This is a genomic window from Serratia sp. HRI, assembly GCF_010119335.3.
Lineage (GTDB): Bacteria > Pseudomonadota > Gammaproteobacteria > Enterobacterales > Enterobacteriaceae > Serratia > Serratia nevei.
Map to the genome: position 1 here is coordinate 5,258,302 of NZ_CP083690.1, position 26,650 is coordinate 5,284,951.

Here is a 26,650-nt window from a genome sequence, read left to right on the forward strand (position 1 = left end):
GGGCAAGAAAAAAGTTTTTCATGTTATGTTATAATATAACAAAATCATGTTACCGTTCCCCGGCAAAGTCACAATAACGCAAGGGGATGTATGAACGAAGTTGCACTTCCACCACGCCGTTCGCTGCCGGATGCTCAGGCATGGCGCGGCGAAATGAGTGATGTCGGGCTCGATTGGGTAGGGATGCAAGGGATCGCACTGCCGCTGGAGCTGGTCGGCAAGCCATTGATGGCGAAGGTCGACGCCGGTATTAACCTGCGCGCCGAAGCGGCGGGCGAGCGCGGTATTCACATGTCGCGGCTGTATCTGGCGCTGGATGAATTGACGCAGGGCGAGCTGACGCCGCAGCGCATCGGCCGAACGCTGCAGGCCTTTCTGGATTCGCAGCCGGAACACAGCGATCGCGCCAAACTGGCGATCAGCGGCGAGCTGCTGCTGTCGCGCCCGGCGTTGCTGTCGCCGCAGCGCGGCTGGAAGGCTTACCCGCTGCGCATCGAGGCGACCCTGACTAACACGCTGACGCTGGCGCTGACCGTCGGCGTGCCTTACTCCTCTACCTGCCCGAGTTCGGCGGCGCTCAGCCGTCAGTTGGCGCAGCAACAGTTTCAGTTTGATTTTGAACAGGCGGCGGAGCGGGTCAGCCAACGGCAGGTGAGCGAGTGGCTGTTGGAGCAGGGAATGCCGGCCACCCCTCACAGCCAGCGCAGCTGGGCCTGGGTCACCGTGACACCCGAGAATGAACGGGCGTTCGAACCGGTGAAATTGATCGACCGCATCGAACACGCGCTGGGCACGCCGGTACAAACGCTGGTGAAACGCCGCGACGAGCAGGCCTTCGCGCTGGCCAACGGTCAGAACCTGATGTTTTGCGAAGATGCGGCGCGTCGTTTGTATCGCATGCTGCGCAGCCAGTGCGATTACCGCGCCTTCTCGCTGCGCGTCGAGCATCAGGAGAGCCTGCATGCCCACAATGCGGTGGCTGAGCTGAGCTGGCGGGGAGAAAATCATGCTGCGTAAAAATCCCAGCGGCCATCTGCCGCAGGTCTCGCCGCTGGCCTACATCGACCCCACCGCCATTATTTGCGGCCGGGTGATCGTCGAAGATTTCGTCTACGTCGGCCCTTATGCGGTGATCCGCGCCGACGAGTTGAACGCCGCCGGCGACATGGAGCCGATCGTCATCGGCTCGCACTCCAATATTCAGGACGGCGTGGTGATCCACTCCAAGAGCGGGGCGGCGGTCACCATTGGCCGTTACAGCTCGATCGCCCACCGCGCCATCGTCCACGGCCCGTGTCGCATCGACGATCGGGTGTTTATCGGTTTCAACAGCGTGCTGTTCAACTGCCACATCCAGTCCGGCTGCGTGGTGCGCTACAACGCGGTGGTGGACGGCGTGACGCTGCCGGAAAACCGCTATATCCCCTCGACCGAGCGCGTAGGGCCGGACAGCGACCTGTCGCGCTATCGCCAGGTCGATCGCGGCGCGCTGCAGTTTTCGGAAGAAGTGGCCGCCACCAACGTCGAGTTGGTGCGCGGTTACCAGGCATTACGCAATGAATTTTAATGAGGCTCCCATGAAACAACTTCCCGTGACCGTGCTTTCCGGCTTTCTCGGCGCCGGCAAAACCACGGTGCTGAACCACATCCTGAACAACCGGCAGGGCATGCGCGTGGCGGTGATCGTCAACGACATGAGCGAAGTGAACATCGACGCCGCGCTGGTGGAAAATGCCGTGCATCTCGATCGCCAGGAAGAGAAGCTGGTGGAGATGAGCAACGGCTGCATTTGCTGCACGCTGCGCGAAGACCTGCTGGTATCGGTGCGTGAGCTGGCGCAGGACGGGCGTTTCGATTACCTGCTGATCGAATCGAGCGGCATCTCCGAGCCGCTGCCGGTGGCGGAAACCTTTACCTTTGAGGATGAAAAGGGCGAAAGCCTGTCGCAGTTCGCCCGGCTGGATACCCTGGTGACGGTGGTCGACGGGGTGAATTTCATCCAGCAGTACCAGCAGGCGCAAAGCCTGCAGGAGGCCGGCCAAAGCCTGGGCGAGGACGATCTGCGCAGCGTGGCGGATCTGCTGATTGAGCAAATTGAGTTCTGCGACGTGATCCTGGTCAGTAAGACCGATCTGTTGACGCCATCCCAGCAAGGCGAAGTGATGGCGCTGCTGGCCAGCCTGAACCCCGATGCCCGCATTGTGCCGATCGCGCCGGGCAAACTGCCGCTGGAGGCGGTGCTGAATACCGGCAGCTTCAGCTTTGAAAAGGCGCAGCAGGCGCCCGGCTGGCTGAAAGAGCTGCGCGGCGAACACGTGCCGGAAACGGAAAACTACGGTATCAGCAGCTTCGTCTATCAGGCGCGGCGGCCGTTTGCGCCGGACAAGTTTTACCGCGTGATCAACGGCGACTGGGGCGGCGGCAAGCTGCTGCGCTCGAAAGGCTTTTTCTGGCTGGCGACGCGGCCGCGGCAGGCCGGGCAGTGGAGCCAGGCAGGGGGCATCGCCCACTACGGCCTCGCGGGCACCTTTTGGCGCGCCATCCCGCAAGATAATTGGCCGCAGGATCCCGAAGCGCGGGCGCACATTCAGGAAAAATGGGTGGAGCCGTTTGGCGATATGCGCCAGGAACTGGTGTTTATCGGCCAGCATCTGCAGCAGGCGACGATCGTGCGTTTGCTGGACGACTGCCTGCTGAGCGACGATGAAATGGCCGCCGGCGTGGATTATTGGCTGGACATGGCAGACCCGTTCCCTGAGTGGTAATTGCGCAATCTTCGTGTGGTAATGAGAAAAATTCTCAACAAAGTACTTTACAGACGATACTGATAACTATTATCATCGCCTGGCAGTTCACGGAAGGCCACAGTTTGCGGCTCTGATGTGGAAGGCACGACATTGCTCACATTGCTTCCAGTGTTTTTTAAGCCAGCTCGGGTGCTGGCTTTTTTTTGCCTGTTATTCCTCGTCCGCTTCGCCGTTTTGCAGCAGCGCATGCTTTTTCAGCATGCCGCGCAGCTGGTGATAGGTGAGCCCCAGCAGCTGCGCCGCCTTGCGCTGATTGAAGCGCCCCTGCTGCAGCGCCGCTTCGATCAATGCCTTCTCCTGCTCAAGCTGCCAGTGTTTCAAATCCAGCGGCAGCGGTGGTAACGCGCCGGCGCCTTCAGGAACGGGCGTGACCGGCGTGGCCTCGCGTGGCGCAAACGGGTTGATGACGATGTCGTCCAGCGGGCTGTCGCTGTCGCCGTGGCGATAAACCGAGCGCTCCACCACGTTTTTCAGTTCGCGCACGTTGCCCGGCCAGCCATACTCGAGCAACGTTTGCCTGGCATGCTCGGTAAAGCCGGGAAACAGCGGCAGCGCCAGCTCGCGGCACATTTGAATGGCAAAATGCTCGGCCAACAGCATGATATCGGGCCGCCGTTGGCGCAGCGGCGGCAGCTGCACCACGTCGAACGCCAGCCGATCCAGCAGATCGGCGCGGAACTTGCCCGCCGCCGCCAGCGCCGGCAGATCGTCGTTGGTGGCGCACACCAGGCGCACATCCACCCGCAGCGGCTGGCTGCCGCCCACGCGCTCCAGCTGGCCGTATTCGATCACCCGCAGCAATTTCTCCTGCACCAGCATCGGCGCGGTCGCCAGCTCATCGAGAAACAGCGTGCCGCCGTCGGCGCGCTCGAAGCGCCCCAGATGGCGCTTTTGCGCGCCGGTAAACGCGCCGGCCTCGTGGCCGAACAGCTCGGAATCCAGCAGGTTTTCATTCAGCGCCGCGCAGTTAAGCGAGATGAACGGCCCTTGCCAGCGGTTGGAGAGGTAGTGCAGACGGTGGGCGATCAGCTCCTTGCCGGTGCCGCGCTCGCCGATCACCAGCACCGGTTTGTTCAGCTTGGCGACCTGGGAGACTTGCTCCAAGACTTCGACAAAGGCGTTTGCCTCGCCCAACAAATTCTCTGGCTGTTCGTTCATGATGAAATTCGCCAATATTTGGTGAAAATAATCACTCTACAGCAAGCGCGCAGAGAGTCAAAAAAATAATATTCTTTATTTTTCAGTGAGATAAAAGTTGGCACGGGTTTTGATTATATCTTTGGGCAAGCTGTACGACTTAACGCGGCGCTTCAGACGCCATCAGAACCAAGAGGAAGTGAATTATGGGTATTTTTTCTCGTTTTGCCGACATCGTGAACGCCAACATCAACACCCTGCTGGACAAGGCGGAAGATCCGCACAAGCTGGTGCGGTTGATGATCCAAGAGATGGAAGACACGCTGGTTGAGGTTCGCTCTACGTCGGCGCGCGCGCTGGCTGAGAAAAAGCAGCTGCTGCGTCGCATTGAGCAGGGTGAAAACCAGGTAAGCGACTGGCAGGAAAAAGCCGAACTGGCGCTGCGCAAAGATAAAGAAGACTTGGCCCGTGCGGCGCTGATCGAAAAACAAAAGGTGGCCGATCTGATCGCCACGCTGACGCAGGAAGTGGCGACCGTAGAAGAAACGCTGGCGCGCATGAAGAGCGAAATCGGCGAGCTGGAAAACAAGCTGACCGAAACCCGCGCGCGGCAGCAGGCGCTGGCGCTGCGTCATCAGGCCGCGTCTTCTTCCCGTGACGTGCGCCGCCAGCTCGACAGCGGCAAGCTGGATGAGGCGATGGCGCGTTTCGAACAGTTCGAGCGCCGCATCGACCACATGGAAGCCGAGGCGGAAAGCATCAGCATCGGTAAAAAGAAGTCGCTGGACCAAGAGTTTGCCGAACTGAAGGCCGACGACGCCATCAGTGAGCAACTGGCGGCGCTGAAAGCCAAGATGAACCGCTCAGAGTAAGGCGAACCGCGGCCACACGCCGGAGGTGGCCGCCTATCCAGGACCCGATAAGAAGGAATAACAATGAGTGCTTTATTACTTGCCATTCCGCTGACAATTTTCGTGCTGTTTGTCGCGCCGATTTGGCTTTGGCTGCATTACAGCAATCGGCAACAGACCGGCATCCAGCTGAGTCAGCAAGAAATGCAGCGCCTGGCGCAGCTGGCGGAAGACGCCAAACGCATGCGTGAACGCATTCAGGCGTTGGAAGAGATCCTAGATACGGAACACCCGAACTGGAGACAGTCCTGATGAGCACGACGCTGGGCAGTAAAAAGCTTTATCGCGTTCCCGAAGAAGGCATGGTGAAAGGCGTCTGCGCCGGTTTGGCCCACTATTTCGACGTGCCGGTGCGCCTGATTCGCGTGATGGTGGTGCTGTCGCTGTTCTTCGGGCTGTTCTTCTTCACGCTGGTGGCCTATATCGCGCTGGTGTTCGTGTTGGACGAAGCGCCGGCCAGCCGCTTCGAAGGCGAGCATCAGAAGACGCCGCGCCAGCTGCTCGATCAGCTGGAGTATGAGCTGGGCAGCGGCGAGCAGCAGCTGCGTCAGGTCGAGCGCTACGTGACGTCCGATACCTTCGGCGTACAGAGCCGTTTCCGCAAGCTGTAACCCTTCTTGCGATACCCGGCCTGCATAGGCCGGGTATCTTCGCCGCCGTTATCCCGTGAATGTAACCTTAATCGTCTTGTGCCGGAGGGCATTGTCATGAATAAAATCGATGTCGCAAACACCGCCAGAACGGGTGGATTTAAACGAGGAGCGGCGGCAATGTTGAAGACATTGGCTAAAGTCATCATCATAGCGTTATTGAACTATGGCCCGGCGGGCGCCGCCGGCTGGCTGTTGAAGACCGTCGGCCGCAAACCGGTGCGCTTCGTGCTGGCGCTGGTGCTGGAACCGCTGTTCCGTAAAGGCCTGAACAAGGCATTCGGGCGTTACGTCAAGGAGAGCAATGAAACGACTGCAAAATGAGTTAACCTCGCTGGTTAACCGCGGAATGGATCGCCATCTGCGCCTGGCGGTGACCGGCCTGAGCCGCAGCGGCAAAACCGCCTTTATCACCGCCTTCGTCAACCAACTGCTGCATGTGCACAGCGGCGCGCGCATGCCGCTGTTTTCACCGGTGCGCGAAGAGCGCCTGCTGGGCGTCAAACGCATCCCGCAGCGCGATCTCGGCATCCAGCGTTTCACCTATGACGAAGGGCTGGCGCAGCTATACGGCACGCCGCCGGCCTGGCCGACGCCGACGCGCGGCGTCAGCGAAATTCGTCTGGCGCTGCGTTACCGCTCCAACGACTCGCTGCTGCGCCACTTTAAAGACACCTCCACGCTGTACCTGGAGATCGTCGATTATCCCGGCGAATGGTTGCTGGATCTGCCGATGCTCGAGCAGGACTACCTGGCCTGGTCGCGCCAGATGACCGGGCTGCTGCAGGGCGAACGCGCCGAATGGGCCAAGCCCTGGCTTGAGCTGTGCAAGGCCTGCGATCCGCTGGCCCCGGCCGATGAAAACCGCCTGGCGGCGATCGCCCAGGCCTACACCGATTATCTGCTGCGCTGCAAAAGCGAAGGGCTGCACTTTATTCAGCCGGGCCGCTTCGTGCTGCCGGGCGATATGGCCGGCGCGCCGGCGCTGCAGTTTTTCCCGTGGCCCGACGTGGCTGCGATCGGTGAATCGAAGTTGGCGCAGGCCGACAAACACACCAACATCGGCATGTTGCGCGCTCGCTTCAACTACTACTGCCAGTCGATCGTCAAAAACTTCTACAAAGAACATTTCGTCCGTTTCGATCGGCAAATCGTGCTGGTCGACTGCCTGCAGCCGCTCAACAGCGGCCCGCAGGCGTTCAACGATATGCGTCTGGCGTTGACCCAGCTGATGCAGAGCTTCCATTACGGCAAGCGCACGCTGTTCCGCCGCTTGTTCTCGCCGACCATCGACAAACTGATGTTCGCCGCCACCAAGGCGGACCATATCACCGCCGATCAGCACGCCAATCTGGTGTCGTTGCTGCAACAGCTGGTGCAAGAGGCGTGGCAGAATGCGGCGTTCGAGGGCATCAGCATGGATTGCGTCGGCTTGGCCTCGGTGCAGGCGACCGAGAGCGGTATCGTCGATCATCAGGGGCAACGTATTCCGGCGCTGAAGGGCAACCGCCTGAGCGACGGCGCGCCGCTGACGGTGTTCCCCGGCGAAGTGCCCGCCCGCCTGCCGGGGGCGGCGTTCTGGCAGAGCCAGGGGTTCCACTTCGATGAGTTTCGACCGCGCGCCATGAGCGTGGACAGCCCGTTGCCGCACATCCGTCTGGATGCGGTGATGGAGTTTTTATTGGGAGACAAATTGCGATGAGCGAGCCGATCAAACCGCGTATCGATTTTGACGAGCCGCTGCAGCCGCCGCAGGAGCCGGCGTTGCGCGCCGGCGTCGCTTTCGATGCCGAACAGGCAGAAAGCTTTTTCCCGGCGGCGCCGGAGCTGCAGCAGGAAGAGGAAGAAGGGCGCGCCGAAGGCATCATCAACGCCGCGCTGAAACCTAAACGCAGCCTGTGGCGCAAAATGGTCACCGCCGGCCTGGCGCTGTTCGGCGTCAGCGTGGTGGCGCAGGGCGTGCAGTGGGTGCATACCGCCTGGGTGCAGCAGGACTGGATCGCCATGGGCGGCGGCGTGGCCGGCGGCCTGATCGTGTTCGCTGGCGTCGGTTCGGTGGTCACCGAGTGGCGGCGTTTGTATCGGCTGCGCCAGCGCGCGGAAGAGCGCGACGTGGCGCGCGAGCTGCTGCACAGCCACGGGCTGGGGCGAGGGCGCGAATTCTGCGAGAAGCTGGCGCGTCAGGCCGGGCTGGATCAGGGGCATCCGGCGTTGCAGCGCTGGCAGGCGTCGCTGCATGAAACGCAAAACGATCGTGAAGTGGTGGAGCTGTACGCCAAACTGGTGCAGCCGGTGCTCGATAACCAGGCGCGGCGCGAAATCAGCCGCTCCGCCGCCGAGTCGACGCTGATGATCGCCGTCAGCCCGTTGGCGCTGGTGGATATGGCGTTTATCGCCTGGCGCAACATCCGTTTGATCAACCGCATCGCCGCGCTGTACGGCATCGAGCTGGGCTACTTCAGCCGCATTCGTCTGTTCCGGCTGGTGCTGTTGAACATCGCCTTCGCCGGCGCTTCCGAGCTGGTGCGCGAAGTGGGCATGGACTGGATGTCGCAGGATCTGGCGGCGCGGCTGTCGGCGCGTGCGGCGCAGGGCATCGGCGCCGGGTTGTTGACCGCGCGGCTGGGCATCAAGGCGATGGAACTGTGCCGCCCGCTGCCGTGGCTGGAAGGGGAAAAGCCGAAGCTTGGCGATTTCCGCAGCCAGCTGATCGGCCAGTTGAAAGACACGCTGAAAAAGAGCGACGGCAAGGCCAAATAACCCCCACGACGGCGCTCTCAGGAGCGCCGTTTTCTCAACGGCGCCGACGCCGAACGTACTCGAGACTTGACGACAGTCGATCCCCCTGTGAGTGCGTGATAAATCTCTGAAAAATTAATTCTGGTTGTGATAACTCTCTGTTTGTAGGCTAAAATGACGCCGATGCTGTTATCCGCTTGCGTTTAAAATCGGCAACCACGGCAATAAATCAGAGTTCTGTCAACTTTTGCTGACAGATCGCTTCTACCGCCCGGTGCGAGGGAGTATCATCATCGTCAACGATCCCCGCACCTGCAGAGATAAGGCCAACACTGATGCGTTTGGAAGTATTTTGCGAAGACCGCCTCGGTCTCACTCGAGAATTACTCGATCTTTTGGTATCGCGCAGCATTGACTTACGTGGCATCGAGATCGATCCTATCGGCCGCATTTACCTCAATTTCTCCCAGCTGGATTTCGATACTTTCCGCGCGCTGATGGCGGAGATCCGCCGCATCGCCGGCGTAACCGACGTGCGCACCGTCAGCTTTATGCCTTCCGAACGCGAGCATCGCGCGCTGCGTGCGCTGCTGGAATCGATGCCGGAACCGGTGTTCTCTATCGATATGAAGGGCAAGGTCGAGCTGGCCAACCCGGCGGCGCAGGCGCTGTTCAGCCTGAACGAAGACAAGATCCGCAACCAGACCGCCGGGGCGCTGATCGGCGGCTATAACTTCAGCCGCTGGCTGGAGAGCGAGCATACGGCGCCGCACTCCGAGCGGGTGGTGATCCGCAGCCAGGACTTCCTGATGGACATCACGCCCATCTATCTGGAAGACGAACAGCAGCAGCCGGCCGCGGTCGGTGCGGTGGTGATGCTGAAGTCCACCGCGCGCATGGGCCGCCAGCTGCAAAATCTGTCGGTGAACGACGATACCGAATTCGACCACATCGTCGCGGTAAGCGCCAAGATGCGTCACGTGCTGGAGCAGGCGCGCAAGTTGGCGATGCTCGATGCGCCGCTGCTGATCGTCGGCGATACCGGTACCGGCAAGGATATTCTGGCCCGCGCCTGCCATTTGCGCAGCCCGCGCGGCAAACAACCGTTCCTGGCGCTGAACTGCGCCGCACTGCCGGATGACGTGGTGGAGAGCGAGCTGTTCGGCCATGCGCCGGGCGCTTATCCCAACGCGCTGGAAGGCAAGAAAGGCTTCTTCGAGCAGGCCAACGGCGGTTCGGTGCTGTTGGATGAGATCGGCGAAATGTCGCCGCGTATGCAGACCAAACTGCTGCGTTTCCTCAACGACGGCACCTTCCGCCGCGTTGGCGAAGAGCATGAGGTGCACGTCGACGTGCGCGTTATCTGTGCCACCCAGAAAAACCTCACCGAGCTGGTGCAGCGCGGCGAATTCCGCGAAGACCTCTATTACCGCCTCAACGTGCTGACCATCACCATCCCGCCGCTGCGCGAGCGTCCGCAGGACATCATGCCGCTGACAGAGCTGTTCGTGGCGCGCTTCGCCGATGAACAGGGTGTGGCGCGGCCCAAGCTGGCGAGCGATCTGGGCGGCTTCCTCAGCAAGTACGGCTGGCCGGGCAACGTGCGCCAGCTGAAAAACGCCATTTACCGCGCGCTGACGCAAACCGAAGGCTACGAGCTACGGCCGCAGGATATCGTGTTGCCGGAGTTCGAGGTGGAGATGTCGCTGGGCGACGAGGTGCTGGACGGCTCGCTGGACGACATCAGTAAGCGTTTCGAGCGCTCGGTGCTGACGCGCCTGTATCGCACTTATCCCAGCACCCGCAAGCTGGCGAAGCGCCTGGGCGTTTCCCATACCGCCATCGCCAACAAGCTGCGCGAGTATGGCCTGAGCAGCCGTAAAGGCGGTGTCGAGGGCGAGGAATAAGAAAGGCGCCTTGCGGCGCCTTTAACGGGTTTCCAAAGCCGGCGTTCGCCGGCTTTGTTATTTCAGCGCAGCCAGCGCGGCGTCGTAGTCCGGCTCGGTGGTGATTTCGTTCACCAGCTCGCTGTACAGCACGTTGTCCTGGCCATCCAGCACCACGACCGCACGCGCGGTCAGGCCTGCCAACGGGCCTTCGGCGATTTCGACGCCGTATGCCTGCTTGAACTCGGCGCCGCGCAGGGTGGACAGGGTGACCACGTTGCTCAGGCCTTCCGCGCCGCAGAAGCGAGACTGCGCGAACGGCAGATCGGCGGAGATGCACAGCACCACGGTGTTATCCAGGCCGCTGGCCAGCTGGTTGAATTTACGCACCGACGTCGCGCAGACGCCGGTATCGATGCTTGGGAAGATGTTCAGGACTTTGCGTTTACCCGCGAAGCTGCTCAGCGCCACGTCTGACAGGTCTTTGGCAACCAGTGAGAAGGCCTTGGCCTGTTCGCCCTGCTGTGGCAGTTTGCCCGCTACGCTGACTGGATTGCCTTGAAAATGTACTGTCTGAGTCATTGCTAGATTCCTTTTACAGGTGTTTATACAAAGGGTATGAACCTGATGAAACGGCGCACCGGCAACGGCATTTAACATCAGGTTCACACTCTGGCGCCAGTTTATGACAACCGGGGCGGATTGGATATCAAAGTTTGCTAAATAGTTGTATATATTAGGCTGTTCTATAAAACATCACCGGCGCATCAGCCTGGCTGAATGCGCAGTTTTCGCTCAGGAGCCGTTATGAGAGACATGCGTTTTTACCCGGAAGCCTGGCCGCTGCATACCGCCTTCGTGATTGCGCGCGGCAGCCGCACCGAAGCCCGGGTGGTGGTGGTCGAAATCGAACAGCAGGACGTGCGCGGCATCGGTGAGTGTACGCCGTACCCGCGCTACGGCGAAAGCGAGGAGTCGGTGATGGCACAGCTGGCAGAGATGGCGCCGGCGATCGCACAAGGCATGACCCGCGAACAGCTGCTGGTACAGATGCCGGCGGGCGCCGCTCGCAACGCGCTGGATTCGGCGCTGTGGGATCTCGAGTGCCGCCTGCACGGGCAGAGCCTGTGGCATCTCAGCGGCGTGACGGCCCCGGCGCATATCCGTATGGCGCAGACCGTCAGCATCGGCACGCCGGAAGCGATGGCCTTCGCCGCGCGTGAACTGGAGCAGCAGGGCGCTACGCTGCTGAAGATCAAACTCGACGATCACTATATCAGCGAACGATTGGTCGCGATCCGCGCCGCGGTACCCCAGGCGACGCTGATCGTCGACGCCAATGAATCCTGGCAGGCGGAAGGGCTGGCGGCGCGCTGCCAACTGCTGGCCGATCTCGGCGTGGCGATGCTGGAGCAGCCGCTGCCGGCCGGTGACGACGCCGCGCTGGAGCACTTTATTCATCCGCTGCCGATCTGCGCCGATGAAAGCTGCCACACCCGCGCCGATCTACCTCGGCTGGCGCAGCGCTATCAGATGGTCAACATCAAACTGGACAAAGCCGGCGGCTTGACCGAGGCGTTGGCGCTGGCGCAGGCCGCGCGCGAACAAGGGTTCGCCATCATGCTCGGCTGCATGTTATGCACGTCGCGGGCGATATCCGCCGCCTTGCCGCTGGCGCCGGCGGCGCGCTTCGTCGATCTGGACGGCCCAACCTGGCTGGCGCGGGACGTCGAACCGGGCCTGACGTTCGAATGCGGGGCGATCGTCGATATCGCCCCGTAGGGATTAATTCGGGTAGGTCAGCAGCTCGGTCATCGCGTCGATGTAGCGCTCGCTGGCGGCATCGGCGGAGATCGGCGGGAATTCGGCGGTGATGCACGGCAGCGACAGATCCGCGCACCAGCTGCCGAACGAACCGGGCGTTTCATAACCGACGCTGGTCACCAGCGGCAGCTCGAACTTGTGCGCCAGCCAAACGCCGAGCCGCGAGCTGGCGGGATCTTCGATGCAGGCCAGCGGCTCATGGAACGACACCACCCAGTGCGGCTTCAGGCGATGGATCAGGTGACACAGCGCCTGAGTTTCCGGTTCGGAACCGGGGCGCCCGCCGGTGGAGAGCTTGACGTCGCGCACCGGCGCCGCGCTGTTCCAGCGGTAGACGGTGTCGCCGGAGCGCCAGTTGGCGGCCGGGAAGTTGCGGTTCAGATCGACGCCGTTGGCATTGGCGCGCAGCCCCAGTTGGCAGCCGTCGGGGTTGACCGCCAGCACCACGTGGTGCCGCAACCGATCGGGGGCGATGCTGCGCAGCGCGCAGGACAGGGTCACGATGGCGGCGCTCTCATCGCCGTGGGTGCCGGCGATGATAAGCCCGGTCTCCGGGCCGCTGACCGCCGCCGGGAAATAGAGCAGCGGCGCGCCCAGCAGCGAGCTGCCGTAGTTCTCTCCTGCGACGGCCAACTGGCCACGTTCACTGCGCGGTCGATGTTCGGTCATGGTGTTGTCCCTGAGTAAAAGGCCGAGAGTCATTGTCATTTTATTCAGTGTATTACGCTTTGAGGCATCTTTCCCATCGCAATTGTGCGGCGTTTGCGCGATCTGTGACGCGGCGGCGGCGAAAACGCCAATTAAACCGCACCTGGCCTGACGCTGTTGTTATACTAACGGCAGTGCTAAGCCAATCACCCGCAAGAGGATTTAACATGCCAGTAGCCAGAATTATCGCCAGCTATAGCGAAAATGAAAATGACACCATCACGCTGCTGTGCGGCGTGGACGCTGAAAACCAGATCCGTCAGGGGGAGTGGTTCGGCGTGGTGAAAAATGACGACGGGCGCGGGGACGAATCGAACTATCCGTTCACCCTGCATATCGATTACCAGAAAGATGTCTTCTACCTTGATTACGGCTACGACGACGCCGACGCGCGCCAGCTGCAAAAAACCGATATTTCGGCCCGTCCGCTGGCCGAGAAAGGCTTTTTCACCGTGTTCGATGAAGAAGAAGGCGAAGAGTTCAGCTACCGCATCAACAGCATCCACCTGTACGACTGACGGTCGCTGCTGCAAACACCGCCCGTGCCGCCCTGCGCCGCACGGGTTTTTTTATCGCCTGAATCCCACTTTTTGCAACTTCTCGGCCGTGAGCGCTAGGCCGGACGGATCTTGTGCTATATGATAAAAAATTCAGATGGTTAACGGGGGAACATCATAATGACGGGAAGAAAAATGCAACGAGGTTTTCGTTTGGCGCTTTGCGCGGCGGCGATCGGCGCCTGTATGAGCAGCGCCATGGCGGCGCAGGTTCCCCCGGGCACCGCGCTGGCGGCCAAACAGGAAATCGTGCGCCACATTAAAGACGAACCGGCCTCGCTCGATCCGATCAAAGCGGTTGGCCTGCCGGAGGCCCAGCTGGCGCGCGATCTGTTCGAAGGGCTGGTCAATCAGGACGCCAACGGGAAAGTGATCCCCGGCGTCGCCACGCGCTGGCAGACCAGCGACAATCAGACTTACATTTTCCATCTGCGTAAAGACGCGCGGTGGTCAAACGGTGACCCTGTCACGGCGAAGGATTTCGTCTACAGCTGGCAGCGGCTGGTAGAGCCGAAAAACCTGTCGCCGTTCGCCTGGTTCGCGCAGCTGGCGGGGATCCAGAACGCCGAGCAGATCATCAGCGGCAAATTACCGGCCGAGCGTTTGGGTGTGTCGGCGCCGGACGACTACACCCTCAAAGTGCAGCTGGACAAGCCGGTGCCTTATTTCGTCAGCCTGACGGCCAACTTCAGCCTGTTCCCGGTGAATAAGGCGGTGGTGGAAAAATACGGCAACGACTGGACCAAGGTCGGCAATCTGGTGGGCAACGGCGCGTTCAAACTGCAGGAGCGGGTGGTGAACGAGAAGCTGGTGCTGACGCCTAACGATCATTACTGGGATCATGCGCATACCGTGCTGACCAAAGTGACCTTCGTACCCATCAACCAGGAATCCAACGCCACCAAGCGTTACCTGGCGGGTGACATCGATATCACCGAATCCTTCCCGAAAAACATGTATCAGAAGCTGCTGAAAGACATTCCGGGGCAGGTGTACACACCGGATCAGCTCGGCACCTATTACTACGCGTTCAACACCCAGCGCGCGCCGACTAACGACGTGCGGGTGCGCCAGGCCTTGTCCTACGCCATCGATCGCAAGATTATCGCGGAAAAAGTGCTGGGCACCGGCGAAAAACCGGCCTATCACTTCACGCCGGACGTGACCGCCGGCTTCAAACCAGAGGCGAGTTTGCTGCAACAGCAATCGCAGGCGGAGCTGGACGCGCAGGCCAAGGCGTTGCTGCAGGCGGCCGGCTACGGCCCGAACAACCCGCTGAAGCTGACGTTGCTTTATAACACCTCGGAAAGCCACCAGAAGATCGCCATCGCCGTGGCCTCGATGTGGAAGAAGAAGCTCGGCATTGACGTCAAGCTGCAAAACCAGGAGTGGAAAACCTATATCGACAGCCGCAACACCGGCAATTTCGACGTGATCCGCGCCTCCTGGGTGGGTGACTATAACGAAGCGTCGACCTTCCTGTCGCTGCTGACCTCGACCCACAGCGGCAACATCGCCAAGTTCAAGAACGCGGACTACGACAAGCTGCTGGCGCAGGCGGGGCGGGAAACCAATCCTGCGGCGGTGACCGCCGATTACAACAAGATGGAGCAGATCATTGCCGACCAGGCGCCGATCGCGCCGATTTACCAGTACACCAACGGCCGCCTGATCAAACCGTGGGTAAAAGGCTATCCGATCACCAACCCTGAAGACGTGGCCTACAGCCAGACGATGTATATCATCAAACACTGAGTCGATTTATTTATCGCCCCCGCTTAATGCGGGGGCTTTATTTTATCGACGATGCAACGAAGAAGGTAATTAATTTCCCCACGCGATAAACCCCGTTTAATAATAAACAGGGTTGCCATCATCACATGATTATTTCGTTATTTCAGAGAGAGGTTACGCTTATAGACAGTCCCGCATGGCATCCACCACCACGCGGCCGCTCATGTCGGTCTGGGTGATGCGGTAGCTGGTGGGGTACGAGCGTCGGGTGCTGAAACGATCGTGGACGGAGACCTTGCCAATCTGCAGGCCGGCGGCGTTCTTCACCACAAACTCACTGATCTCTTCCTGGCCCTGGTTTTGCAAATGGATATTACTGATTTTTTCCAGCGTATCGCTGGCGTTTATTTTTAAATGGTCGCGTAACATAACTACCTCCTCGTAGTGAGAAAAGTATATGCCCCTAAAATTTGCGCTGAAACAGCTTTGTGTTGATTTATTATTATCATTTTGAATTAAAAATGATAATAATATGTTAAGTCATAATAATAACGGCATTGCCAGCGTTTTATCGGCGATATTGCCTGATTTGTCGGCAAAGGTTTATTTCATTGCCGTTATTATTAGTCTGCATTAATGGGGAAAAGCGCCTGCCTGGCCGCCGGGGCGGGAAAGACGCAGGCGACGTTGTGCCCGCAGCCGGGAACGATCGTTAACCGATGCGGCTTATCCGGCGCCAGATAACGCCGGTCATAGTCGGCATAGGCCAGGGCACGTTGCAATCGATAGGGGCCCTGCAGCTGGGCAGCGCAGGATTTGTCGAGTATCCGATAGTAGGCGCACGGCGCGGTGCCGGTATCATCGGCGGCGGCCAGGTAGGAGATATCCGCAGCGGCATAGCGCCGGCGTGCCGCATCGGCAGTGCGATGCAGGTGAGCGGGAAGCGATTCCAGGCCGTATTTCCACCGGTTGGCCTGTGGGCACTGGCCGGCGTTCAGCGTTTGCCAATGGAAGCGGCAGGCTGTTTCACTGCCACAGCTCCCCCCGTTTATTGGTTGGGGGCGCAGATGATCAAAATAGAGCCAGCTGCCGGGATCGGCCACCACATAGCGCAGCCGCACCCCGCCTGGCGGATGGGCAAAGCCGACATAATGTTGCACGAACTGGGCGCCGGCAGAGAAACCGGCCACGGTTATCGTCTGCAGCGACGGCCAGCGCCGTTTCATATCGGCCAGCAGGTTATCCATGGCGTTGAACGAACCTGTCTTCCCGGCATTATCCAAACCGCCCTCGATCCAGGAGCCGCAGCGCCACAGGGCGTCGCCGTCTTGCGGCTGGGGCAGACCGGCGGAATGGCAGTGGACGGCGAGTTTTTCCGGCACCTGGAACAGCGGGGCGGCCAGTAAAGTATCGCCTCCCGCTCCTGCCGCCTGCGCGGCGTCGATCGCCGCTTGCAGCGTTTTAACGGCGTCGCGCGGATGACCGTGCATCACCACCAGTGCGTTACGCGGCTGGGCGCTGTGCTCATGGGCGACATAGTAAGAAAAATTGCCGCCGGGCGTCGCGACCCGTAAAGGGTTGGACATGCGTTCCAGCGCCGGCTCCGCGCGCAGCGGTTGGCTGGCGAACAGCAGCAGGGCCGCCATGGTACAGAACAGGCGCCGCAGCACAGCCAGGTTCAATGCAAAATGTCTTGCGCCTGATTCACTGCTTCCCGCCATCGTCGTTCCTCACCCGTTCGCAAATGTGGCTTCGCCTGAAGTATAGAGCACGCTTTTAGCCCGGCGTGAAAACTGGCGTTACAGCTTGGCCTTTGATCTCCAAGGTGTTAACGCTAGACTCAGCAACATAAGCAAGACTGAGGGGATAAATGAATGGATGTGATTGAGGGGAGCGAGCTGCAGGTCGCTGATGCGGTTTATGCTTATCAGCTGGACGGCAAGGGGGGCGTAACGCCGATCGAGCAGGATGACAAGATCACCTGCGACGCGCCGTGCTGGCTGCATCTCGATTATGCACACCCAGCCAGCGCCGAATGGCTGAGCACCACGCCGCTGCTGCCGGACTCGGTGCGTGAGGCGCTCTCAGGCGAAAGCTCACGGCCGCGCGTCAGCCGCCAGGGTGAAGGCACCATGATCACTCTGCGCAGCATTAACTTCAACGCCAACTCCCGGCCGGATCAGCTGGTCACCATCCGCGTGTACATCACCGATAAACTGATTATCTCCACCCGGCACCGCAAGGTGTATTCCATCGATCAGGTGGTGAACGATCTGCAGAGCGGCGCCGGGCCGACCAACAGCGGTAGCTGGCTGGTGGAGATTTCCGATGCGTTGACCGATCACACCAGTGAATTTATCGAGGATCTGCACGACAAGATTATCGATCTGGAGGACGCCTTGCTGGAGCAGCAGGTGCCGGAGCGCGGCCAGCTGGCGTTGATCCGTAAACAGCTGATCGTGCTGCGCCGTTACATGGCGCCGCAGCGCGACGTCTTCGCTCGGCTGGCCAGCGATCGCCTGCCGTGGATGAGCGACGACGATCGCCGCCGCATGCAGGACATCGCCGATCGCCTGGGGCGGGGATTGGACGATCTGGACGGCAGCATCGCACGCACCGCCATCTTGTCCGACGAAATTACCACGGTGATGGCCGACGCGATGAACCGCCGCACTTACACCATGTCATTATTAGCAATGGTATTCTTACCTACCACCTTCCTGACCGGGCTGTTTGGGGTCAACCTCGGCGGCATTCCGGGCAACAGTGCGCCGTTTGGTTTCGTCACCTTTTGCCTGATGCTGCTGGCCCTGGTGGGCGGCGTCGCCTGGTGGCTGAAGCGCAGCCGCTGGCTGTAGGCAAAAATGACGAAAACCCGGTTAACATTGAGCAATATCAACATTTAGCCGGGGGAAATGGGGCATGATCTCTCTCGCAGGTGAATGCAACGTCAAGCGATGGGCGTTGCGCTCCATAATTGTCTTACTTTCTTATTTTTGAATTACTGCATAGCACATTTGATTCGTACAATGCCGGTTTAATCACCGGCATTTTTTTATTCGGCTTGCCCACTTCTTCAGGCCGCGCTTTCATCCCAGAAGCTGGCTTCAATCTTGTGCCCATCCAAATCCCGAACAAAGCAGCCGTAGTAAGCCTCACCGTAGTGCGGCCGCGAACCGGGCGCGCCTTCATCGACGGCGCCGGCCAGCAGCGCCTGCCGATGGAATTCATCCACCTGTTGCTTGCTGGTCGCGAAAAAGCCGACGTGCGTGCCGTTGCCGGGGGAGGCAGGCAGGCCGTCAATCGGCACCTGCAGCCAAAACTCCGGGTAGTCGCGGCCGTAACCGATGGCGCCGGGATGTTCCAACACGCGTCGGCAACCCAAGGCGGCCAGCGCACGATCGTAAAAGGCCGCGGCGGCCTCGAAATCGTTGGAGCCTAGCGAGACGTGGGACAGGCAGGGGGTAATATTCATTGCGCGCTCTCCAATTGACTGTATAAATAAACAGTATAGGGTAAAAACGGCACTGCCCAGTAAATTTTGCGCAAACTGTGAACAGGATCGAGATCGTCGAGAGCGGGGAATGTCGCCGCTTGCAGAGGGCAAGCGGCGAGAGGGGCTTATTTGATTTCCAGCACGTTCAACCGCTCTGGCGCTGGCACCGCGTCGTCCGAGTCTTCCGGCTGCCAACCGACCGGTTGCATCGGGATGTCTTCGCGATCGAAGGCCAAATCGCCGCCGTCCACCACGGCGCTACCGTGGTGAATGCCTTTGAAATCGAACAGATTGATATCGCTCAGGTGCGAAGGCACCACGTTTTGCATGGCGCTGAACATGGTTTCCAATCGGCCAGGGTAACGCTTGTCCCAGTCGCGCAGCATGTCGCCGATCACCTGGCGCTGCAAATTAGGCTGCGAGCCGCACAGGTTGCACGGAATGATCGGGAAGGCTTTGGCGATCGAGAAACGCTCGATGTCTTTCTCGCGGCAATAGGCCAGCGGGCGAATGACCACGTGTTTGCCGTCGTCGCTCATCAGCTTGGGCGGCATGCCTTTCATCTTGCCGCCGTAGAACATGTTGAGGAACAGCGTTTGCAAAATGTCGTCGCGGTGGTGGCCCAGCGCGATCTTGGTGGCACCCAGTTCGGTGGCGGTGCGGTACAGAATGCCGCGGCGCAGGCGCGAGCACAGTGAACAGGTGGTTTTGCCTTCCGGGATCTTGTCTTTGACGATGCTGTAGGTGTTCTCTTCGACGATCTTGTACTCCACCCCCAGGCTTTCCAGGTAGGCGGGCAGAATATGCTCCGGGAAGCCGGGCTGTTTCTGATCGAGATTCACCGCGACTAACGAGAAGTTAATCGGCGCGCTCTGCTGCAGGTTGCGCAGGATCTCAAGCATGGTGTAGCTGTCTTTACCGCCGGACAGGCAGACCATGATGCGGTCGCCTTCTTCAATCATATTGAAATCGGCGATCGCTTCGCCCACGTTGCGGCGCAGGCGCTTTTGCAATTTATTCAGGTTGTATTGCAAACGCTTGTTATCTTGTTGATTTTCAGTCATTTTATTTTTTCGAAACTCCAGAAAGGGGCATTATAGGGGCAAAGAGCATTAAATAGCCAGCCTGTCATTGAGCATTGCCACCTGATCGCCGTTCATCTGTTCAATCCATTTTCCGTAGATCTCGTAAACCATCTGCGCGTTCTCGTGTCCCATCTGCGCCGCGATAAATGACGGGTTCGCTCCGGCCGTCAAAAGCCAGCAGGCGAACGTGTGGCGCGTCTGGTAGGGATTACGTGGTCGAATACCTGCACGCTTCACAGCGGCATTCCAGCGAGCGCCGATCGACGACAGGCCATAGTGTGGACGCTGTTCGCCTTTGGATGGGCGCGGGACGAACACAAAGCGCAGGCGTTGGCATTCGGTGCTGCCGTATTCGCGGTGATGATATGTGATTTCGGTTGGCCGATGCAGGCCGGTAAGCAGCCGCTGCGCGCGTAGTGCCTCCACTGCCGGCGCGAGTAGCGTTACCGTGCGAAAACCTGCCTGCGTTTTTGGCGGCCCGAATTCGCCCAGGGACGTTAAATTTCTGCTCACCCGTAATTCACCTTTGTCCAGGTCGATATCCTCCCATGCGAGGGCGGCAAGCTCGCCGTGGCGCAGCCCGGTAAAAATGGCAATTGTCCACATGAAACGGCGCTGGCCATCCAACGCTATTACCAACTGATCGTACTCATCACGGAGCAGCGGATCCGGTTTCGTGTTCGAGCGCTTTAATTTCTTCACGTCTTCATAGGGTTTGTCACGGATAAACCCCGATCGGTAGGCAAAACGTAAGACGGTACAGAGTGCACCAACATAATCGTTTACCGTGCGCACGGTGCGGCCGTCCTTGTTGCTGCGCAGGCTTTCCTGGTAAAAGGTTCGCCCATGCAGGAGCGCATTTCTAAAACCGAGAATGTCGTTGTGGTTGATGTCCGCCAGCGCCCGATCTGGTCCCACAATGAATTTTATGGTTTTCATTTGTGACCGGTTTTTTTTCATCGTATTACGCGCCAGCTCTGGTTCTCGGTTCTCTAGCCAGGCATCCACTAACTGGCCAAATGTCTCAACCTGACGAACTGGCCCAGCAGCGATGGTGGCTTCTGCTGCACGCTTAGACGTCGGGAACCGTGTGGCATAATCAAACTGCCCCAGTTGGATTTCACTCTGGATCACCGCCCGCATCATGGATGCACGCTTGATATTTGCCGGGGTGATTTCCCAAGATTTCAGCAATTCGCGACAGCGTTTCCCGCGATACATGAACCAGATAGCCAAGCGCTTTCCGCGGATCTCGACACCGGTTGGTAGTTTTGCTTTTGCCATCACGCATCCTGAACCATCTTATTAATCTCCGGGTAGTTGTACCAAGTGACTCCGCGTACGGCACGTTGGCCACTGGATGCAACCCGCTTGAAATGCACCCCTTCAATCCAACACCCTTGGCGATATTTTTCTATTTGTCGATCGCTAAGGCCCGTCTTTGCTTTAAGCCTATCTTCAACAACCCACTCTTCATTAAAGATCACTTGCGGCATACTTCACCTCATGATCGGCCAGCAGATTATCGTGCTGGCCGTTACTATTTTGATTTTCGAAAATCATTTTTCAGTGCTGTAAACGCCGTCGCAGTACAGAACGGCGCGCGGGCGGCGCAATTGGATTGCTTCCTTCATTCGTTCGCACTGGTCGAAGCTCGAGTAAATCCGCTCTGATACCGGCAAAGCATCGCAGGCATCGTGGCCGCACGGGCTTACCAAAAGGAGGAAGCCGATAAGTGTCAGCATGCCGCCTCCTGCGCCGGCGACAGGTCATCGATCGCCTGCTGATAGCGCTGAACCTCGTCAGCGCTCAGGAACCGCGCAGAGCGATGCAGAAGGGCGCCTAGCTCTGCCCGTTCCTGGCTTGTGGTGCCGCCGTTCTTGCCGGCCGTATCGATCGACGCACCCAGGCCGGCAATCGCGTTCAGTCGGTGGTGCTGCTTCACGATTTTGTTTTTCAGCTCGGTGTACAGGGTGATCCCCAGCTGCGCTTTCAGTTCTTCAACTGAGGCGCGTAGGTCCGTCGCCTGTGCGGTGGTGGTGATCTTCTCGATGCTGCCGCGAATATCCTCAGCAATCTTTTCAGGCTCTGAATTTTCAGTAACTGGCTCCGGCGCCTTATCAGCCGCCTCGATCAGCTGGCCGGCGCTTACGCGGGTGTCCGGCGTGACGTCTTTCTCTTTATGCCAAACCATCTCTTGCCCGCGCTCGAGCATTTCCATGATCTCGGAGTTATTCGGCAGCCGCCGGCACAGACGGTGCATGACGGATTTTCTGGACATAGACTCGAACCAGTTAACCCACGGGCCGCTGTCGCTGTTCTTGCTCGCCGCGCGAACCTTCTCAATGTCCTGCAGGTTCATCACTTCAAATTGCAGTTCGCCGCTGCGCATCTTGGCGTAAGCGAACGCGCCGATCATATCCCCGCGGTCGAGCAGATTGGGTTCGTAGAAAACATGTTCGCCGTCCTCATCCATCCACACCCGGAATTTATCGTTAGCGTACAGCGCGCGGGCTGCGATGATAGAAACCTCGCCTGACTGACGTGCGCGTTTCATCACGCCATCGATCATCGGCAAATACTGCGCTCGAGGGATCCACTGACCATCGGTGTTTTTCGTCTTGTAAACGACAAGGGCCGCCTCGCGCCCATCGGGGATCAGCCCGTCTTTAGCACAGGATGACAGGGCGTTAATCACGCTCTGGCGGTCGGCATCGAACAGATCTGGATTCGTTGATAACGCCACTGCCGCGGCGTTGGTGAATTTTTCAAAGCTGACGTGGCTCGGCAAAATCGCTTTTGCCGGTGCCAGCTGTTCTGCCAGGTCTTTCTGGATTAGTGCGAGTTGGTTGCTCATTGGTATGCTCCTTAGGCTATGCGCAGCGCTTCCAGTCGTCGCTGGTCAAAGTCGTTAATGTCGTCCACGATTTCTTCTGTGATCGGTTCTGGCCATACGTCGGTATCCTGTGCCTGTTTGATATCCCGCAGGGTTTTGCGGTACTCAAGGCGGCCGAGTTCGAGCAGGTCAGCGGAGGCCTCAACGATGGCGACCCAGTGGTAGTGCTCATCCTTGTTGACGAAAATCCAGAAGAACTGATCCAGCGCCGCCACATCGCAATACATGCCCGCGCTCAGGTGGTAATCGCGCTCGATGATTTCACGGTGCAGGCGAGCGCGCAGGGCGCTTTGCTTGACGTTACCCATGCTGACGGTTTTAAGGTCAAAGCCGGTACGCAGTCCGCCGGCCTCAATCTCAAGATCGGGACGTACGCGCAGTTCGAGGCCGGTTTCTTCATCGATGCCGAAATAGCTCACCTCAACCGCGCGTTGTGGGTGCTGCAACAACTGTCCGGCCGATGGGTGGGTGAACAGGGCGCGCTGAATTGCCTTGGCGTGTTTCATCTGCGCCTGCGTGATCGGCTGGCGCTGGTCGTTGCTATTTTTCCAGGCGCTGATCACTTCGTCGGCGAATACCGCAGTTGGCAAAATCGTTTTGATACGCGCGGCCATATCCTCTTTGCTGCCGCTGACCGGCAACGGCGCCGGAATCGCGCGCTCTTTCTCGACAAACTCCGGATCGATGGTCGCCAACTGTTCCAGCAGTGCGTCGCGGCTGCCGGTGGTTTTCAACGGCGCCGGCAGGGTGGCGTTGTACTCTTTGATGCAGGCTTTCATCGCCGTGGCGGTGATTTTTGCCTCCTCTGGGATGCTCTGAAATTTCGGCGGCAGCAGCATGTAGAACTGGCCGATTTCGTCAGCGTTTCCGCCTAGCGCATACGGCGTCGGCAGGGTGGCGTTATGCTTCTCGATCACGGCGCGCAGCGTATCGGCGTCGGTCTGTTTCGGCAGGGTGGCGTTGTGCTGTTCGATAAATGCGCGCATCGATGCTGTATCTGTGAATGCCCCCTCGGGGATCACAGGCTCAACGCTGAATTCTTCGTCCAGCTTTTCAGGCTCGAGCGCCAGTGCGTGAACCAACGAGCCGAACGTCAGCGCATCGGTGCGCTCGCGCTGGATGGTTTTGATAACGTGGCGGCCGTGGTAATACATCAGGCTGATCCGCGCGTCCTTTGCCATCGTGCTGCTGATGCCGTTGGCGCTGTGATAGACCTCGTTCGGAATATCCAGATAGCGCCCAGGCTCGAAGTATGCCGGGGCGGCCGGTACTTCCCGGCGCGGTGCGTCGTCGACTGCCGCGGTAGCCTCGCTCTGTACTTCGGCTGGCGCCGCGGTATCTACGTTCTCACCTGACAACTCCGCCGTTTCGCCTGACACATCGGCCGTTTCCGTTGACGAATCCAGGAACTCGCGAACATCGCCGCCGGTCGTGGCGCCTACCTTGGCCAGCGGTGACGCGTCAAACAACTCGGAAACGTCAAATCGACCGCCACCCATGCTGCGGAGTTCGCCGGGTTGCTGCTGCGCGCTGCTGGCGGTTCCGTCGATGGCGGCGGCCATTTCCTGGCATTTTTGCTCGGACGCCCGGCGCGCTTCCTGCAGGTTATATTCAACTCGCTGGTCAAGGAACGCGACACGCTGCTCTTTGTCATCAGTCCAATTCTCCAACACATCGCAGGTAATGTGGTGAACATCATCGGCAACCAGCTGATTGAACGGATCGCATGTTTCGATCTCCTTGGCCAGCAGGCGGGCGATGGAGCCGCGCGAAACATCTCCGATGGCAGCAATCAATTCAGAAACGTCGCTTTCGCCCATAACGGTAGTTGTCCCGTTCAACGCTGCGCGAATCTCAGTGCGGAGCCACGTGCGACGCTCTGTCTCGAACTCGGCGACCACTTCATCTTTTTCACCCGCATCTGAGGCCGCTTGTTGCGCTTCGGCGCCAGTTTGTTGCACGGTTTCCGTGTTTTGTTGCACCGGTTTAGCGTCGATTTCGATCAGATTGGCGTTGATGTAGCTGCGCAGCGCACCGGGGGTAACGTGCAGGTTTTCTTCGGCCCCGCGGATTAGTGCAACAATCGCCTGTCGGGAGAACTGCAAAACGCCAGGCGTGGCGCTGAGTTGCTCATTCCACGCTTTCAGCGCCGCATCGTTGCGTTTTTTCATCTCGGTGACCGCGCGGATGATGGCTCCCGGCGGGTTTGAAATGTCTAAATCAGACGGATACAGCGCGCAGCCGATTACGGTTTTCAGCATCTGCAGAGAGTCGATCGGCGTGCCGGTTGCCGGTTCGGCGCCGTTTGTGAGGATTGCGCCGGATTCGGTGCGCAATGGCCCCTCAGGCGCGGTTTCGGCTGGTTTGGCGCCGCCGGCCGCTGAGGTTTGCCACTTCGTGATAACGCCCGCGCGCTGTTCTACCGTAGCGTCGAGGTATTCGGTGGCGAATTGGCACAGCTTGCCCAGCTCCGGCACTTTGCCGAACGGCGGCCAGATGGCTTTCATGCCCGAGATTACCGTGATCGGCATTTCTGGGTAGGTGTGTGCGAACTGCTTGAGGCTGGTCAGCGCCAGAATGACGTTTTGCGGGTAGCGCTGTGCATCGTCCATCACGAGCGCTTTGGCCGCGGCCAATTGCTCGTCGTTCAGCTTCAGGCAGTTATTGCCGTAAAGCCACGCAGCGGCGATCACTGTGTGCTTGTCGAGGCTCGATGCGAAGTATTCACCTGCAGGTTTCTGCTGCTCCTGCACCACCTGCGGTTTTTCGGTGCTCCTGCTGTTTCCTGCTGCTCCTGCACCACCTGCAGGTTTAGTCATGTAGGGATACAGTTTCGGGAATGCCACGGATGGATCGAGCGTGTCGCGCGGCACACAGGTTTTGCCGGCGTCGCTTTCCAGCGCCCAGGTAAGCCAGAATGTTTCGCTGAATTCGCCCTCTGCGGGCAGCTCGTCAACGACTGGAAAATCGATGCGCACCGGCGCGAAGTAGTCGGCTTTTGAGTGGCCAGCTTCCATGAAGAGAAAATCACGCTTTGTCTCCGCGTGATCATCAGACTTCGCCTCAAAGTACGTAAAAAGATGGTATTTCCCAGATTTCTGTTTTGCCCTGTAAAGATAGGCTGCAACATTTTGCATTGTGAAGTTCTCCTAGGTTTAGGTACAATGCCAGCCGATCAGTGATCTGCCTCGGTTGGTCATTGGTTATGCTCCGGTTGCTGGGGGTGGTTCCCCGGTAACCCGTCGCCGGGACGTAAAGCCGGTAGACGGGCCCGCCTTGTGCGGGCCTTTTTATTTTCTAATCGCAGTAACTGCGGTTGCAGTGTGGGCAGTAAATAACATGGGTGTTTTTTGCTTCGTCGAGCGAAATACCGGTTTCATACCCACGCAATCCGCGTTGCTGGTAAATATCCTTTTTGCAACGAAAACAAATCCCATCTTTTGGCGCGAAATGTGGAACGTGCTTATTGTTGCAATATTCCAGCTGTGCCTTTCGTGCCGCGACAGGGGAAAATAACTTTTCCATAAATAACCTCTCGTGGTGATTGATATTGAAATGCGCCCTGCGAGTTGACGCCCCGGAAGGGAAACGCTTGACGCATTTCAATATTCTAAAAAGCCCCGCCAGCAACGGCGGGGAAGGCTACACACAGCAATCAATCATCGCTTGCGAGCATGGCTAGCAACGCCAGCAGGAGCAGTTTTTTCGGGGAAGGTTTACCCTGGATGCCGAACTCTGTGGCGTACTCACTGCCTACGTTAAAGTGCGTACGCACCGCAGCATCAATGGCACATTTCGGGCAATCAAAATCACCTACGTTTGCACCTTTTGAATTCACGAGAGAGTGCGGTTTTTCTTTATTATCGGTATTGACGATATAACCGATGGTTTCGCCGTTAGTCATAATTTCCACTACGGTTTTGTGCAGCAGATTTAATTTGATTTCGATTGATTTGATCATGGTTATGCTCCGTTTTTAGGTAATGGGATCCCGCGACTGATTAATTCAGCCGATAGGGTGTTGCTAATTTAAATGTCAGTGCGTGCCAGCAGGCTCGAAATATTCAGGAATGCCACGTGACTCAAACGGCATTTTTATTGCCCGTAGGTTACCCGTTGGCTCGAACCGGTATACTTGGCAATGAATATCGTAATGTGCCACCCATGCCGCGCCGGTGCGCTTATTACGGAATCGTGTCGCTTTTCCGCTATGTGGAATT

At 58.9% G+C, this 26,650-nt stretch carries 27 protein-coding genes; 14 read left to right on the plus strand and 13 right to left on the minus strand.

Annotated features, from left to right (window positions below):
- Nucleotides 1-90: 90 nt before the first annotated feature.
- Genes folE2 through zigA form a run of 3 tightly spaced genes read left to right on the plus strand, consistent with a single transcriptional unit; the run spans nt 91 to nt 2,765 of the window.
- On the plus strand, nt 91-1,017 hold the full coding sequence (gene folE2 / locus GF111_RS25170; RefSeq protein WP_047730586.1) for a GTP cyclohydrolase FolE2: 927 nt from the start codon (nt 91-93) through the stop codon (nt 1,015-1,017).
- Nucleotides 1,007-1,567, plus strand: coding sequence for a carbonate dehydratase (locus GF111_RS25175; protein ID WP_025303003.1), 561 nt, complete (start codon nt 1,007-1,009; stop codon nt 1,565-1,567). Before folE2 ends, GF111_RS25175 begins: the two co-directional genes overlap by 11 nt.
- Nucleotides 1,568-1,577: 10 nt before the next feature.
- Entirely contained in the window at nt 1,578-2,765 is a 1,188-nt protein-coding gene (zigA, locus tag GF111_RS25180) for a zinc metallochaperone GTPase ZigA (RefSeq protein ID WP_049270860.1), read from the plus strand.
- A 192-nt stretch (nt 2,766-2,957) separates the two neighbouring features.
- On the opposite strand, the gene pspF is transcribed toward zigA, so the two are convergent.
- Nucleotides 2,958-3,965 (minus strand): phage shock protein operon transcriptional activator, encoded by a 1,008-nt coding sequence (gene pspF, locus GF111_RS25185; RefSeq protein WP_060434652.1) that lies wholly within the window; start codon nt 3,963-3,965, stop codon nt 2,958-2,960.
- A 185-nt stretch (nt 3,966-4,150) separates the two neighbouring features.
- Here pspF and pspA point away from each other — a divergent pair, with 185 nt between their 5' ends.
- From pspA to tyrR, 7 genes are all read left to right on the plus strand, one after another.
- Nucleotides 4,151-4,816: a phage shock protein PspA gene (gene pspA, locus GF111_RS25190; protein ID WP_055313105.1), complete on the plus strand. Its 666-nt coding sequence runs from the start codon at nt 4,151-4,153 to the stop codon at nt 4,814-4,816.
- A 63-nt stretch (nt 4,817-4,879) separates the two neighbouring features.
- Complete coding sequence (gene pspB / locus GF111_RS25195; protein WP_039565931.1) at nt 4,880-5,107, plus strand: envelope stress response membrane protein PspB; 228 nt, start codon at nt 4,880-4,882, stop codon at nt 5,105-5,107.
- The gene (pspC, locus tag GF111_RS25200; protein WP_004930552.1) at nt 5,107-5,466 is read left to right on the plus strand and encodes an envelope stress response membrane protein PspC; all 360 of its coding nucleotides are present in this window, start codon (nt 5,107-5,109) and stop codon (nt 5,464-5,466) included. The genes pspB and pspC overlap by 1 nt, the downstream gene beginning before the upstream one ends.
- Before the next feature lie 96 nt (nt 5,467-5,562).
- Complete coding sequence (gene pspD, locus GF111_RS25205; protein WP_031299672.1) at nt 5,563-5,829, plus strand: phage shock protein PspD; 267 nt, start codon at nt 5,563-5,565, stop codon at nt 5,827-5,829.
- A complete protein-coding gene (locus GF111_RS25210) occupies nt 5,810-7,207 on the plus strand; it encodes a YcjX family protein (protein WP_147190616.1) in 1,398 nt (465 codons plus the stop codon). Before pspD ends, GF111_RS25210 begins: the two co-directional genes overlap by 20 nt.
- The gene (locus GF111_RS25215; protein WP_048234112.1) at nt 7,204-8,265 is read left to right on the plus strand and encodes a YcjF family protein; all 1,062 of its coding nucleotides are present in this window, start codon (nt 7,204-7,206) and stop codon (nt 8,263-8,265) included. The genes GF111_RS25210 and GF111_RS25215 overlap by 4 nt, the downstream gene beginning before the upstream one ends.
- 314 nt (nt 8,266-8,579) lie before the next feature.
- Nucleotides 8,580-10,151: a transcriptional regulator TyrR gene (tyrR, locus tag GF111_RS25220; protein ID WP_055316976.1), complete on the plus strand. Its 1,572-nt coding sequence runs from the start codon at nt 8,580-8,582 to the stop codon at nt 10,149-10,151.
- A 57-nt stretch (nt 10,152-10,208) separates the two neighbouring features.
- On the opposite strand, the gene tpx is transcribed toward tyrR, so the two are convergent.
- A complete protein-coding gene (gene tpx / locus GF111_RS25225) occupies nt 10,209-10,712 on the minus strand; it encodes a thiol peroxidase (protein WP_004930536.1) in 504 nt (167 codons plus the stop codon).
- Nucleotides 10,713-10,937: 225 nt separating this feature from the next.
- Between tpx and ycjG the strand changes: the two genes are divergently transcribed.
- Nucleotides 10,938-11,912: an L-Ala-D/L-Glu epimerase gene (ycjG, locus tag GF111_RS25230; RefSeq protein WP_038880354.1), complete on the plus strand. Its 975-nt coding sequence runs from the start codon at nt 10,938-10,940 to the stop codon at nt 11,910-11,912.
- 3 nt (nt 11,913-11,915) lie between these two features.
- On the opposite strand, the gene mpaA is transcribed toward ycjG, so the two are convergent.
- Nucleotides 11,916-12,623 carry a murein tripeptide amidase MpaA gene (mpaA, locus tag GF111_RS25235; protein WP_038880352.1) on the minus strand — a complete coding sequence of 236 codons (708 nt, stop codon included), beginning with the start codon at nt 12,621-12,623 and terminating at the stop codon, nt 11,916-11,918.
- Nucleotides 12,624-12,829: 206 nt separating this feature from the next.
- Between mpaA and GF111_RS25240 the strand changes: the two genes are divergently transcribed.
- Together GF111_RS25240 and GF111_RS25245 are read left to right on the plus strand one after the other, a co-directional pair.
- Nucleotides 12,830-13,180 carry a hypothetical protein gene (locus GF111_RS25240; RefSeq protein WP_025302994.1) on the plus strand — a complete coding sequence of 117 codons (351 nt, stop codon included), beginning with the start codon at nt 12,830-12,832 and terminating at the stop codon, nt 13,178-13,180.
- 159 nt (nt 13,181-13,339) lie between these two features.
- Nucleotides 13,340-14,974 carry an ABC transporter substrate-binding protein gene (locus tag GF111_RS25245; RefSeq protein ID WP_038880347.1) on the plus strand — a complete coding sequence of 545 codons (1,635 nt, stop codon included), beginning with the start codon at nt 13,340-13,342 and terminating at the stop codon, nt 14,972-14,974.
- A 159-nt stretch (nt 14,975-15,133) separates the two neighbouring features.
- Here the strand turns inward: GF111_RS25245 and GF111_RS25250 are convergent, their stop codons facing one another.
- Both GF111_RS25250 and GF111_RS25255 read right to left on the minus strand, forming a co-directional pair.
- On the minus strand, nt 15,134-15,382 hold the full coding sequence (locus GF111_RS25250) for a hypothetical protein (protein WP_004930507.1): 249 nt from the start codon (nt 15,380-15,382) through the stop codon (nt 15,134-15,136).
- A 194-nt stretch (nt 15,383-15,576) separates the two neighbouring features.
- Nucleotides 15,577-16,599: a hypothetical protein gene (locus tag GF111_RS25255; RefSeq protein ID WP_370633556.1), complete on the minus strand. Its 1,023-nt coding sequence runs from the start codon at nt 16,597-16,599 to the stop codon at nt 15,577-15,579.
- Between the two features lie 228 nt (nt 16,600-16,827).
- Here GF111_RS25255 and zntB point away from each other — a divergent pair, with 228 nt between their 5' ends.
- Nucleotides 16,828-17,811 carry a zinc transporter ZntB gene (zntB, locus tag GF111_RS25260; RefSeq protein WP_055313658.1) on the plus strand — a complete coding sequence of 328 codons (984 nt, stop codon included), beginning with the start codon at nt 16,828-16,830 and terminating at the stop codon, nt 17,809-17,811.
- Nucleotides 17,812-18,029: 218 nt separating this feature from the next.
- Here zntB and GF111_RS25265 read toward each other — a convergent pair whose 3' ends face one another.
- The 8 genes from GF111_RS25265 to GF111_RS25300 all read right to left on the minus strand — a co-directional run bounded on the left by GF111_RS25265 (nt 18,030) and on the right by GF111_RS25300 (nt 26,391).
- Nucleotides 18,030-18,428 carry a VOC family protein gene (locus tag GF111_RS25265; RefSeq protein ID WP_038880343.1) on the minus strand — a complete coding sequence of 133 codons (399 nt, stop codon included), beginning with the start codon at nt 18,426-18,428 and terminating at the stop codon, nt 18,030-18,032.
- Nucleotides 18,429-18,574: 146 nt separating this feature from the next.
- Nucleotides 18,575-19,513, minus strand: coding sequence for a tRNA 2-thiocytidine(32) synthetase TtcA (gene ttcA / locus GF111_RS25270; RefSeq protein ID WP_047730588.1), 939 nt, complete (start codon nt 19,511-19,513; stop codon nt 18,575-18,577).
- A 48-nt stretch (nt 19,514-19,561) separates the two neighbouring features.
- Complete coding sequence (locus GF111_RS25275) at nt 19,562-20,818, minus strand: site-specific integrase (RefSeq protein WP_224217777.1); 1,257 nt, start codon at nt 20,816-20,818, stop codon at nt 19,562-19,564.
- The gene (gene xisR, locus GF111_RS25280) at nt 20,818-21,030 is read right to left on the minus strand and encodes an excisionase family protein (protein ID WP_047730590.1); all 213 of its coding nucleotides are present in this window, start codon (nt 21,028-21,030) and stop codon (nt 20,818-20,820) included. The genes GF111_RS25275 and xisR overlap by 1 nt, the downstream gene beginning before the upstream one ends.
- A gap of 63 nt (nt 21,031-21,093) precedes the next feature.
- Complete coding sequence (locus GF111_RS25285) at nt 21,094-21,279, minus strand: hypothetical protein (RefSeq protein WP_047730591.1); 186 nt, start codon at nt 21,277-21,279, stop codon at nt 21,094-21,096.
- Nucleotides 21,273-22,391 (minus strand): recombinase RecT, encoded by a 1,119-nt coding sequence (locus GF111_RS25290; protein WP_053056868.1) that lies wholly within the window; start codon nt 22,389-22,391, stop codon nt 21,273-21,275. Before GF111_RS25290 ends, GF111_RS25285 begins: the two co-directional genes overlap by 7 nt.
- Nucleotides 22,392-22,402: 11 nt before the next feature.
- Nucleotides 22,403-25,567 carry a PD-(D/E)XK nuclease-like domain-containing protein gene (locus tag GF111_RS25295; protein WP_080346926.1) on the minus strand — a complete coding sequence of 1,055 codons (3,165 nt, stop codon included), beginning with the start codon at nt 25,565-25,567 and terminating at the stop codon, nt 22,403-22,405.
- Between the two features lie 518 nt (nt 25,568-26,085).
- Nucleotides 26,086-26,391, minus strand: coding sequence for a hypothetical protein (locus tag GF111_RS25300; RefSeq protein ID WP_047730592.1), 306 nt, complete (start codon nt 26,389-26,391; stop codon nt 26,086-26,088).
- Between the last annotated feature and the right edge of the window lie 259 nt (nt 26,392-26,650).